Here is a 12,076-nt window from a genome sequence, read left to right as displayed (position 1 = left end):
GTAACGAAATTTCATTACCCACAGGGCGGTAATGATAATGGGTAATGAAATTTGGCTATTTGGGTAATGAGTGGGTAATATAATTTAAGTTTTTCAGAATACTAATTAGTACGTTTGAATTGACCGATAAGGGAGCTAATATCTTGTACTTTGGACTTTGACTGGACTTGTTGCTTTGGTGCTGACTGCCTTAGTGAAATTGCTTCATATTTTTCATTATCCGAAACAGCGTCTAAGATTCCAGTTGTATCTTGCAAGATATCATCTATCTCTTTTAATCGTGAATTACACCACCTCAATCCGGTTAGAATAGTTAAAACTGTCCCACCTTCTCCAATGTAATATCCTTCATACAAATTAACTGGCATTCTATTTTTAAATCCATCAAACACTTTTTCTAAGTTGATTGAATCCATGAGTCTTTCCTGTCCCTCAAAAATAAATACTGCACTCGTAACCTTCTCCATATCAATATCAGCAAACAGTGAAGTGATCCAAGATCCTTTTATCTTATTAGCAATGCCATTTTCACTCATATCCATATTTAGAGATACTTTCGATATATCGGTAATACCTATTGTAGCTACTCCTGTTTGCGAGAAAGCATTTTTAACATCTCTCTTGTCTACAATTCCATATTGGGAATTTAATTCAAAATAGTTGTTAATCCGTTCAAATTGATCGATAACAAACTCATTAGCTTTCTTATATAAAGTAGCTTTGCTGTTAGATTGAGTTATCTTTCTTGATTTATGATTATCTAAAGGTAAAACTAAAATATCTAATTTTGATAAATCATCAAATGTCTCTAAACTATTACGCTGACTGGTATAAACTTCTTTCTTATCAGGGAGAATCGGCATAGCTACGAAAACCTTTTCTGGCATTGCATTCATCAACAAACTTAGAAATACAGGTGCAATCCCTGCCCCACTCCCTCCTGCAGTTGAAAACGGAACAACAATTATTTCTATTGAAGAGTGTGAGAAGTTCTCTTTGACAAAGTTAATCATTAAATCATAATTATTGTTCATTAACTCTAGAGCATTTTCCCTTCTCTTCCCTATCCCTTCAGAGCCAACTAATTTAAGTTTTCTTTCTACACTTTCTAATGAATCAAGATCTTTTTGTGAGAAGTTTATTGCGGCAGTATACATTCCTCTTTGTGCTGCTAAGTCACAGACATTGCCTCCAGCTTGCCCTAACCCGATTAATGAAATAAACATTACACTTCATTCCTTTCTGCTATAAGATTGATTGCATTTTGACCAAATTCAGTTGCGTAGATTGAATGTTCTTTGTTGCCAGTCACAACATTTACAAATTTAATAGCTTCTAATCTTTGTAGAGTCTTTCTAAAAATTGCTTCAGAATAAGAAACTTTATCATTCACTTCCTTTCGGGTAATTGCAGATAATAATGAGGTTGCTCTTGTAGATGTGAGAACATTTAAAACTTCAATGTCTTGTAGATTCAATCCATCGACTATTGCGTTGAAATATTTATCCATTGAATATCCTCCTTGATACTTGAATATCGACAAAAATGTTTACTGATAATTGTTGATATTCAATGATATGGGTTCATTATATTTCCATTTTTATAAATAATGCAAGTATTATCATAAATATTTTTTATAATTTTATAAATTTTATGTAGTCATTTGGACAAATATTGATATAATATAGCGTAGAAGGTATATTTGAAAGGAGGGATATAATAGGAGTGAATAAGGAATTGTTGAAGTCAAATCTAAAAAAGCTAATGGTTATTAAAGAAGTAAGTCAGGAAGAGTTAGGAAAAGCACTGGGCGTTGATGTACAAACTGTCTCCAATTGGGTTACAGGTCGTTCCTTTCCAACTTTGGTGAGGGCACATAAAATAGCAAAATATCTTAATTGTAAGGTCGATGATCTACATACAAATATAGAAGAATAACTATCCTATCCCTCAATTTTTATTTGAAACTATATTGACTAATTAGAAATAAATTGATATTATAATAGACAAGTTACAAATTTTAGGGAATCGGAGGTGAAAACACATGGAAAAGCACAAATTCAGAGATGAGGATGTGATTTATTATCTGGAGCAGTTAATATTGGACAACCTTGCAGACGAAAATGAGCAGTCTTTATATGAGGAATACATATGGAATGGCAGTTTTAACAACTTACACATCGTAAATAAATTGAAATATACATATAAGAGTTTAGTTAAAAAGATGAGATTAGTATATTAATTGATTGGTGAGAATTGCTGTTTGTTTAATTAGGAAAATAAATTTAATTGGTTTTGAATACTAAGTGTCTAGGTTGGATTATTAGGGTTATTTTTATAAGAGTTGAGTAAGGGAAATGAGCTTAGAATTGATTTTAAAATTTAAGGAGGAATAATTAATGGGATTTGCTAAAGAAGAACAAGAAACAAGTTTGGTTTTTGAAGCTGATACAGGTAAATGGATTGGATACAGTTGCTTTCCGCCCCATATTACTAAGATTGTGAAGCTTTTAGGGATTGATAATGTTGTTCCTACATATGAAGATGGTCGTGAGTCTCCCCTTTCAATCAAGTTTGAACTTAAAGGAAATCAAGTTTCTTTCCGTAAAGGTGAAAAGAGAGAAATGAGTGAGGAACAACGTCTGGCTGCTTCGGAAAGAATGAAGAATTTACATAAGAATAAGTGAATCGATTTTAAGTTTAGTTTTGTTGATTAATTATAATAAATAAATTATATAACAATATTTGAATAGGTATAGTCTAGGGAGATATCTCGTTAAAGAAATTATAAGAGCTGATAAAGGAAATTGAGTTTAGAAACGATTAAGGGGGAAATTAATATTGGGAGGATCTAAATGAATTATGAAAATGTAAAACTGTGGTTTGCCAAGAATGACAATGGAGACATCATTACAATTGACGAAATAAATGAATCCAATAAGAAAAGTACATATAACTGCCCTGTTTGTGGTTCAAGTTTAAATCCAAAAGCAATTGAATCTAAACGAATTACTCCCCACTTTGCTCATATTGATGCGACTAAATGTAATTCGGAGTCTCAAATGCACTTCTGGTTTAAAAATAAATTTCTAGAACAGGGTGATAAGTTTACTGTTGTTTCTGATAAAGAAAGAAATTATATAGTAAAAGATATTTTGATTGAAAAATCATACAAAGTTGGAGATCAGATTTACAGACCTGATATAACAATACTGACTGAGTGTGGAAATACAATTTATATTGAAATGGCATTTAGTAACAAAAAGAAGATTAGGGATTATTTAGACATTTGGCTAGAACTGAGAAATATTGTAGTTGAGATCGACATTAAACAGTTAATAAATAAGAATAGCGACTTAACATTTAAAGCACTCTTCTACAGTGGTAAGTGCTTTAACATAAAGAAAAATGACGCTTATTATAGTAATATTGGGCAACACAAAGAAGAATTGAGTAGTGAAACTAATACCACAACAAAAGAAAGACTTAAAAAATTAGACTGGTTTTGGGACGAATTAATTAAATACAAGGAGAACTCAAGAAATATACTTGACATAGTAAATATTATCAAAATCATAGAAAAAGATGACTTAGAAATCGTAAAGAAAATACTCAGAAAACAAGAATGTAGTAATATTTTTGAAGACTACATAAAACTTAAAGCTGAAGAACTATTTAATATTATAGTAAACTACTTAGAAGAAAATAACAAAAGTGAAATGTTTACAGTACAATTAATTGATATTATAAAGTGGAAAAAATTACAAACCAAAGTTATTCGATTCGATTATGTGTTTGACTATGTGTCACGATCAAGTTCCTTTGAAATTGACACTATGCGACATGATGCAAATAGTGCTACACAAATAGTAAGTGGGAAAATAAAACAATTAAAAGCTGATTATTTAGATCGTAAAAGACATAATGACGCTAAAAATAATTCCACATTAAACGAGGTAATCGATAACTTAAGAAGTAAATATAGGAACTATGATTCTTGTTATTCAATTTATTTAAACAGTTACCATCTTCAAAAAACGTATGTAGATTTGAGTCTTGGGGGAAGAAAAAAAGACCTCTATATTAAAGATGATATAGTTTATTCAAATGACTATAATTACATTCAAGTATACTTAACTAGCGAAATTGAAAAGCTAGTTTTAGGAAGTTCTAATTTGAGATTGGAAAGAAGATTTTCAGAAGTCTTAAGAGAATTAGAAGTTAGATACAACAGGAAAACCATTAGGACAGATGTATACTATGTCCCATCAGGCTATATAGGTATGAAAAAAAAGAAAAAATACCTCGATGTATATTTTTCTTATAGATTCGAATCTGAAGAAGCAATTAGAATAAAATTTGAGGCGAGATCCGGAGATAGTCGAATTGAACCTGTCACGAAAGAATATTTTATCTATAACAACGTACTAATCCCCATTAGTGAGAATCTCAAATTAGAAGACAAAGAAACATGGAATAAAAGCGTCATTAAAATTCAAGAAAGTCCAGAGTCGATGTTCGAGTACTTTACAGATATGATTGCTAATATAATCTTCGATATATTAAATCGATATAATTGCGTTGATTGCTCACGAAAATTAAATCTTTCAAGAGGCGAGATACGATTCTTTCTAAATAAGGACTTTGAGATACCGAAGAGATGTAAAGCTTGTAGAATAAAAAGAAAAAATCAGATTAGATAAGGAGGACAACTTATTGCAAAAACAAATTTTCTATACATATAAATTCAAGTCATCAAGATTGGCAGAATTCAACTATGATATTAACCTAACATTTGACCAAGCCAAAGCAAACAAAGAAGTCATTTCAATGTTTGATAGTCAATTGTTTAGATCTTTACGAAATATCAAAGAACAAGTTTTTGACCATGAAGTACTTGAAAGATTAAAGAAGCAGCTCAAGTTTCTAAAGAGGCAGAACCACTCCGAAGAAAACTTAACAAAAATTAAAGAATTGCAAACGAAAATCAATGAAATGCTCTACGTCCCTGAAATTGTAAGCATTGTAATTGAAAACAAAGCACATTACAGGTACTTATTCAGAAATAAATTGAAATTAAATGGATTGAAATACAGAAGACTCACCTGCTCTGCTGGTCAAGCTAGATCTTCTACGGTTATCTTCTGTGAAACTAACATGGCAGATAAACTTGATGAAATATTTGATAACGGTAGAAATAAAGATGTAAAGTTAGTACCTTCCAAATTCAACGCATACAAAGGATTGGTGACAAGTTCAACGTCAGTTGTATCTACACCTAGATTCTGTCTAGTGCCGGACTATGAAAGCCCTACCGATGTAAAAGTTAACTTTGTTACTGAAACAGAAATAAATAAAGATGACATTATTGGAGAAAAGACTATCACTGAAATGTTTAATCGGTTTGACGGACAAGGTATCATAAGTATTGAAATGGCAACTAAATGGGCTGAAGAGCTAGGTCTAGACTATATCCCCTCTCAGTGGTGTATTAGGCAGAATTACATAAAGGGAATGCTTTCAACTTTCGACATAAAGGCATTTTGTGAGCAAAAGAACAATGGAAATTACATAATTAAAACATCCTATAAGGATGAGAATGGTGAGCCGATTTTAGCCGATCTTTCTAAAATAGATGTAATTATTTCAGAAAGTCAATTTAAGCTATGGAAGTCATTTTCGAGTATTGAGGAGTATCAGGAAAATTGTAATATAAATAAATTAGATTGGGGAATCTCATTAGTCAGTCCAAAGAAAGACAAAGATATTCTCAAGATGAATTATCAGTTTTTGCAAACTGTAAAGCTTAATGATTCTCAGATTGAATCACTGTGTAAAAAGACTGTTGACTGGCTCACTGGCGTAACATCCAAAGATATAAATTACACCCTCCTCTTCCTTCTTGGCAAAGAAATAACGGAAGATAAAGTCTTAGGATACATAAAAGATAGTGAGAATCATTGGGGTAAGGCTTTAATGTTGGACAATGCTCTTATCAGTGACAAATGGATTAAAAGAAAAATCTACGACTTGATTAAGAAGAAAATCAAACGAGCTTGCTTGGGAGAAGTGTTGGTCGATGGTAACTTTCAAGTCATCGTATCAGATCCATACGCAATGATGCAGCATGTTTGCGGTCAAGAGGTCACAGGATTGCTTGGCAAAAGAGAATATTACGCTAATTACTGGAATCAAAAAGGAGTTAAAAAGGTTGATTCCATGAGAGCACCTCTCACCTATCGAAGCGAACATGTTGTGTTGAATCTTATGCAGAAAGAAGAATTGGATTATTGGTACAAATACAACACCACTGGAATTATTGTAAATGTTCATGGACATGAAACAATGAACTGGGCTGGCAGCGACTTTGATTTTGACATCATTGCTACTACTTCGGAACAAAATATCGTCAATGGAGTGTATCAAGATGAATTGCCAATAACTTATACTCCACCTAAGTCAAATGCGATTAACTTCAAAGAGAGAGATTTATATAACGCTGATTTGCATTCATTTGGATCTGAAATTGGTCAGATTACCAACAAGAGTACAAGTGGATATGCTTTGCTTGCTCAACTTGATGAAGGCACTCCTGAATTTGAAACAACACTAAAGAGAATTCAGATGAGCACTAAGCTACAGTCGGCGCAAATCGATAAAGCTAAGATAGGTCGAAAAGTTAAATCTATACCAAATATATGGCTCAAATACAATAGAGTCGAAGATACTGACTCAGATGAAGTTAGAAAAGAAAAAGAGTTTTTAAATAAGGTTCTATTACATAAGCATCCCTACTTCTTTACCTATCTTTATAAAAATACACGCAGAAAATATAAGAAATATCACAACAATCAAGACACTACTTGTAGGCAATTGTTTGGAATAGGTATTGAAGAATTGAAAAACTTGCCCAGAAAAACACCTGAGCAAATAGAGTTTCTAAGAAAATATAAGCAATACTCCCCCGTTATTGACAGTGATTGCACAATGAACAAGATTTGCAGATACATAGAGTCAATTGATTTCGGAATTAGAAATGTTGTTGGCAATGAAGAAGATCCAGAAATACATAAAAGATTAATGAATAATGGTAATATAATATTGGATGATAAAAAAGTCGCTGAAATTTTAAAGAAATTAAACACATTTAGAAAATCTAGTGAAGAAGAAGCATCTACAAATACAGAAAGTAACAGAGACGAACAGAATGAAGAATTGAAAAGAAAAATTTCCGAAGCATATGAGAATCTTAAGAAAAGTCTCCTTCCCATCTGTGTTAATCAACAGGAATTAGTCGATTACTTAATCAAAATGGCTTATGAGGATAATGGAGCGATTAGCAAAGAAGTCTTGTGGTCTATGTATGGTGAAGAGATTGTAGAAAATTTAAAGGTCAAAACAGGAAGTGTGTATCTTCCCTTCCCTTCTAACTCAGGAGAAATAGAGTACCTGAACAATCGCTACACTATGAGAAAGGTGGAATTAGATGTTGAATAAGTACCAATATAAGGATAGAGATTACATAACGGACATACTAAATGCAAAAAAGTTTACCTCTAAGTTTTTCAGCACAGAATTAAAACTGCTCTCAAGACATTATCGAGAATTAGGATGCAATGAAGTTGAAATCAAAAATAGATTGCATGAATTTTGTAAGCGTGGGATGAAAAAGTACAACCCGGCTATTCATTATAAAATCATTAATAATGCAGTATCTCATGGAATGAATGAACATAATAAAATTGTTCAGATTGATAGTTTAACAGTATCCCTACCAGAATTAAATTATATAGATACCTTAGAATTGTCACATGAATATAAACGAGTAGTTTTTACCCTTCTCGTCTTGCAAAGATTATTTAGAAGTTACCTGCAAATCAAAGATGGAGAAACCAAGAGTAACGAGTATTATTTTGGAGGATATAAGAATTATAGAGATCTAGTTTCTGTAGCAAAGATTACTTTTGATAAGAGAAAGAAATCGAAAGTAAAGAATATTCATGACTTAGTTAGGCTGCTCCATGAAAAAGAGATTGTTGAGATTGCTAATAACGGTAACATTAAATTGCTGTTTATGTATGATATTCCGACTGATGATAGCAATGGAATTATAGTTAAAGAGTACAATGAGATTGGCTATTATTATGATTTGTTTCATGGCGAGAATAGAGTTAAAGAATGTGAAAGTTGTGGAGTGCCAATTCGACCCAATGGAAACAGACAAGAATTTTGCAAGGTTTGTTCTAAACAAAATGAGCTTGAAAAGTATAGAAAATACAACAAAACTAGAATTAACCACCGTTAGAAGAACCCAACAGAGCTTACTCTCCCAAGGGTTTCAGCCATTTTTAGTTTTTCTGTTACTATGATAGAGAAAACACTATTCTATCATGAGAAACTAAGGAGGATTGCTATCAATGTCATGAAACAAAAAGCCGAAACACCCAAACAAGAATACATAACCAATGAGAAAATTAACGAGTATCTGAAGCGTCCTACCTTCATTGGACAATTTGGTGTTGTTGAAAAGCCTAAGAAAAAGTATTTTATCAAGGAAAATTAACATACATAACGCAATAAAAAAGCAGTTTTATATTTTTAATTAAAAATAAATTGATATAAAAGGAGATATTAACACATGAACAAAACAGAATTTAAGAAGTTTGCAGCAGAAAAATTAGAGGTATCACAGAAAGAAGCAGAACAGCGTTTACAGGAAGTGTTTCAACTTATCGAAGACGCTTTAGTTGAACATGGAGAAGTTCCTCTTGCTGACTTAGGTAAACTTGTAGTTGTTGAACGTGCAGAAAGAAATGGAGTTAATCCTCAAACTAAAGAAAAGATTGTAATTCCGGCTAAGAAAACTCCAGCATTTAAGCCATCTAAACACCTGAAAGAATTAGTTCTATAATTTTATATTGTAAATAAATTAATGTTTCACGTGAAACATTGTCGTTTTGAGTAGGGAGTCCTCTTCCCTGCTCTTTTTATATTGTCTCATAAAATCTACCTTATGGTATCGGAGGAAATCATATGCCACTCCCTAAAAACAACCTGTTCTTTGGATACGCAAGTAAGCTTACAAATGAACAGAAGGATTATGTCGATTCAATTATTGATAATCAATTAACAATCGTTAACGCTAAAGCTGGTACAGGAAAAACAACTTTAGCTGTAATGGCTGCAAGATTTCTTGAAAGAGAATTAGTTTATATCTTCTCCCCTGTTGAAGAGAAAACACTTGGATATACTCCGGGAACGGTTGAAGAAAAAGAAGCGAAGTACATTGTACCTTTAAAGGATGCTTTATATGAGATTGACGAAGATCCAGAGCGCTCTTTAGTTTATGAAGACAACATCGATAACGTAAAGAATGGCAATGCATGGGTTCAAGCAATGTCTCACACATTTGCCAGAGGAACAAACATAAAAGGAAATAAATTAGTCATTATCGATGAAACTCAAAACTTTACTCGCGGTGAATTGAAGAAAGTATTAACCAGAATACATAATGATGTGAAAGTTGTAATGATTGGTCACGACGGTCAGTGTGATTTAAAAGATCCTAAAAAGTCAGGATTTATCCCCTACCTCAATCATTTTGAAAATGAACCTTATGCAAAAGTGTGTAATCTAACTGTTAATTTTAGAGGTCAGTTAGCTCAACATGCAGATGAATTAAAATGGTAATAATTTGCGTTGCTTCGAATTAAACCATTGATACATATAGTGCATGGCTAAAACTATGCGCTCGCAGCGTTCTACTCTCACAATAAAAATAAATTAAAGTGTTAGATTAAAAGGAGATGGATTTACGATATGGCTAAAGATACTTTAAACCGAAAATATAGCAATGTAGTTATTGATTTAGAGGAAATGACTCTAACAGAGATGCCTAAGAAGAAAGATGAAGAAGAAAGAGAATTTGACTTAATGACTGAACTTGCTCGATTCGCAGGTGAAAACAGACGAGTAGATATCACTTTCAATGAGGTATCCGAACACTTCCCCGAAGGCGATGAGGATTAATCTATGACAGAATACAATTTCGATAGATTACAAGGCGAAACTGCGTTCAGTCATCTGAAAAGAGTAGCAATTGATAAACTAAATAAGCTCCACAATACGGATTGGTTAGATATTAAGGAAATGTTTGAATTCCAACACTCTGCTGAAAGCTTAAGAAAGTATGCAGCAGGATGGAAAATCGAAGAGGAAGCAAAAGAATTAGAAAGAATGTCAGAGGATGAGAATGTTCAGTATAAAGAAACTACTGAAATACTTGCTGACGGTTCTCATAAGTCAGATAAACTAATTCGCATGAATGCTGAACAATCTAAAGATGTTGACTACCTCCTCTCTGCTCATGGATTTGATTCTAAAGCTTGGGAATTGGTTAATGCTCGTAATAATATCTGGAATGTACATAGTAAACAAGATGGCGTTCAGACTCTATACTCTAGTAAAATTACCGTTAAACCTAAAGTTGTAGGTTTCGATATTGATAAGTTCCTTGCGAAAGCTAAACAAGAGATCACTCCTGTACATATTGAAACAATTAATACAGACGGTGAAGGATTATTAGAGATTCCCCTGTTTGATATGCATTTTGGTGTAAATACATATGAAGATTATATTCCAGTCAGAGATAAGATTTATGACAAGATTTTAAGCAAGAAATGGGATCGAATTTTATTCATAATTGGACAGGATCTCCTTCACAACAACGGATTTGATGGGAAGACTTCAAGTGGCACTCCTATTGAAAAAGTTGATATGGATAAGGCTTGGGATGATGCGTTTAGGTTCTATGCTGAGTTAATCGATGAAGCACAGGTTAAAGCTAATAAAGTGGACTGTAGTTACTCAATCGCAAACCATGATGACTCAATGAGTTGGGCTTTAGTTAAAACTTTAGAGGTAAAATTCCCAGACATTGAGTTTGACACAAGCAAAAAGGTTCGCAAGGCTTATATATGGAATGATATTTTCCTAGGATACTCTCATGGTCACAAAGGTGCTAATCGTATTCATGAAAATTTTCTTTCTGATTTTGGTAAGCCAATGGCTAATGCAAAAGTAGTTGAAATACATACTGGACATTTACATACTGAAGCAGCTAAAGATAAGTTTGGCGTATTAGTTCGTACATTATCAACTAAAGGCAAGACAGATGATTGGCACGATGATAATGGGTTTGTAGGTGCTCATAAGAGATTCCAATTGTTTGAATACTCCCCTTCTGCTCTAGAAGCGATTTATTATATTTAATAAAAATAAATTATCCCTAAAGGAGATCACATGACTAAAATTATTAAATTTAAACAATTAGAAGAACAAGAAGGAACAATTTGTCCTCTTTGTGACCTTGTTACTGCGTATATTGATGCAATAGCTAATTCGGAATCTGAAGAAGAGTTGTATTCCATCCTAAGTGAATTAACTAATGAAGCATTTGCTTGTGGTATGCAAGAAGGTTTCGATGATGGATTTGAAGTGGCTTATGATATCGGATATCAGCAATCACTTAAAGATACCGTTCAAAATCATGTAGAGCTTATTGAAGAAATTCAAGAAGATATTGATGATAAAGTTGCTTGTGGTTGCAGTGAGTGTTGCGATGACTGTGAAGAATAAAATCAACTATTGGCTAATGTACGGTTTTGTTTGGATTTACATTAAGTCATACAGTTTTGCTTACAATTTACAAAATAAATTGAAATAATAGGTATGATTACTAAATGTAATCCTCTTCCTCCCCATTTATAAGTTGGAGGTTATTTATTATGGAAGATTGTCCAAATGTAGTGATTATCCCTTCTAATCGGGAAACTCCAGAGGAAATTGTAGAGGATTATGTTGCTATGATTCATTATAACTTGGATCGTGGAATTCCCTTGGAAGAAGTATTATATATGTTTTTCGAGGATGTTAATCGTTGGTCTTGTAGAGAACTTCTAATTGACCAAACTAAAGAAAATTTAAGACAGTTAGAGATAATACAGGAAGAAGAAATAGCAGAAATGCTCGATGTTGATGATGATTTTGAAGAGGAATTTTAATAATACATAATTTA

15 protein-coding genes are annotated in these 12,076 nt (G+C 32.6%); 13 read left to right on the top strand and 2 right to left on the bottom strand.

Translation table 11 applies throughout. The features are described from left to right. Window positions 1-101: 101 nt before the first annotated feature. Together B7E07_RS09210 and B7E07_RS09205 are read right to left on the bottom strand one after the other, a co-directional pair. Window positions 102-1,226 carry an FtsZ/tubulin family protein gene (locus B7E07_RS09210; protein WP_080845581.1) on the bottom strand — a complete coding sequence of 375 codons (1,125 nt, stop codon included), beginning with the start codon at window positions 1,224-1,226 and terminating at the stop codon, window positions 102-104. After that, window positions 1,226-1,510, bottom strand: a complete 285-nt coding sequence (locus B7E07_RS09205; RefSeq protein WP_080845580.1) for a hypothetical protein — start codon at window positions 1,508-1,510, stop codon at window positions 1,226-1,228. Before B7E07_RS09205 ends, B7E07_RS09210 begins: the two co-directional genes overlap by 1 nt. Window positions 1,511-1,725: 215 nt before the next feature. Here B7E07_RS09205 and B7E07_RS09200 point away from each other — a divergent pair, with 215 nt between their 5' ends. The 13 genes from B7E07_RS09200 to B7E07_RS09145 all read left to right on the top strand — a co-directional run bounded on the left by B7E07_RS09200 (window position 1,726) and on the right by B7E07_RS09145 (window position 12,062). After that, window positions 1,726-1,938: a helix-turn-helix transcriptional regulator gene (locus B7E07_RS09200; RefSeq protein ID WP_080845579.1), complete on the top strand. Its 213-nt coding sequence runs from the start codon at window positions 1,726-1,728 to the stop codon at window positions 1,936-1,938. 106 nt (window positions 1,939-2,044) lie between these two features. After that, window positions 2,045-2,242, top strand: a complete 198-nt coding sequence (locus B7E07_RS09195) for a hypothetical protein (protein WP_080845578.1) — start codon at window positions 2,045-2,047, stop codon at window positions 2,240-2,242. 157 nt (window positions 2,243-2,399) lie between these two features. Beyond that, window positions 2,400-2,687 carry a hypothetical protein gene (locus B7E07_RS09190; RefSeq protein ID WP_080845577.1) on the top strand — a complete coding sequence of 96 codons (288 nt, stop codon included), beginning with the start codon at window positions 2,400-2,402 and terminating at the stop codon, window positions 2,685-2,687. A gap of 168 nt (window positions 2,688-2,855) precedes the next feature. Beyond that, window positions 2,856-4,703, top strand: a complete 1,848-nt coding sequence (locus B7E07_RS09185) for a competence protein CoiA family protein (RefSeq protein WP_080845576.1) — start codon at window positions 2,856-2,858, stop codon at window positions 4,701-4,703. A 13-nt stretch (window positions 4,704-4,716) separates the two neighbouring features. Next, on the top strand, window positions 4,717-7,497 hold the full coding sequence (locus B7E07_RS09180; RefSeq protein WP_080845575.1) for an RNA dependent RNA polymerase: 2,781 nt from the start codon (window positions 4,717-4,719) through the stop codon (window positions 7,495-7,497). Continuing rightward, the gene (locus B7E07_RS09175) at window positions 7,487-8,305 is read left to right on the top strand and encodes a hypothetical protein (protein WP_080845574.1); all 819 of its coding nucleotides are present in this window, start codon (window positions 7,487-7,489) and stop codon (window positions 8,303-8,305) included. The genes B7E07_RS09180 and B7E07_RS09175 overlap by 11 nt, the downstream gene beginning before the upstream one ends. 60 nt (window positions 8,306-8,365) lie before the next feature. Further along, window positions 8,366-8,563: a hypothetical protein gene (locus tag B7E07_RS23615; protein ID WP_218970407.1), complete on the top strand. Its 198-nt coding sequence runs from the start codon at window positions 8,366-8,368 to the stop codon at window positions 8,561-8,563. 75 nt (window positions 8,564-8,638) lie between these two features. Further along, window positions 8,639-8,911, top strand: coding sequence for an HU family DNA-binding protein (locus B7E07_RS09170; protein WP_080845573.1), 273 nt, complete (start codon window positions 8,639-8,641; stop codon window positions 8,909-8,911). 122 nt (window positions 8,912-9,033) lie between these two features. Next, window positions 9,034-9,690, top strand: coding sequence for a PhoH family protein (locus B7E07_RS09165; protein ID WP_080845572.1), 657 nt, complete (start codon window positions 9,034-9,036; stop codon window positions 9,688-9,690). 129 nt (window positions 9,691-9,819) lie between these two features. Then, complete coding sequence (locus B7E07_RS09160) at window positions 9,820-10,029, top strand: YonK family protein (RefSeq protein WP_080845571.1); 210 nt, start codon at window positions 9,820-9,822, stop codon at window positions 10,027-10,029. A gap of 3 nt (window positions 10,030-10,032) precedes the next feature. Then, entirely contained in the window at window positions 10,033-11,271 is a 1,239-nt protein-coding gene (locus B7E07_RS09155; protein WP_080845570.1) for a hypothetical protein, read from the top strand. A 30-nt stretch (window positions 11,272-11,301) separates the two neighbouring features. Next, a complete protein-coding gene (locus tag B7E07_RS09150; RefSeq protein WP_080845569.1) occupies window positions 11,302-11,637 on the top strand; it encodes a hypothetical protein in 336 nt (111 codons plus the stop codon). A gap of 149 nt (window positions 11,638-11,786) precedes the next feature. After that, complete coding sequence (locus B7E07_RS09145; RefSeq protein WP_080845568.1) at window positions 11,787-12,062, top strand: hypothetical protein; 276 nt, start codon at window positions 11,787-11,789, stop codon at window positions 12,060-12,062. Window positions 12,063-12,076 lie beyond the last annotated feature (14 nt).

This window comes from Cytobacillus gottheilii, from assembly GCF_900166665.1.
Lineage (GTDB): Bacteria > Bacillota > Bacilli > Bacillales > Cytobacillaceae > Cytobacillus > Cytobacillus gottheilii_A.
Note: the sequence above shows the minus strand (reverse complement) of the source record. Positions and strands in the feature narration are given on the sequence as shown.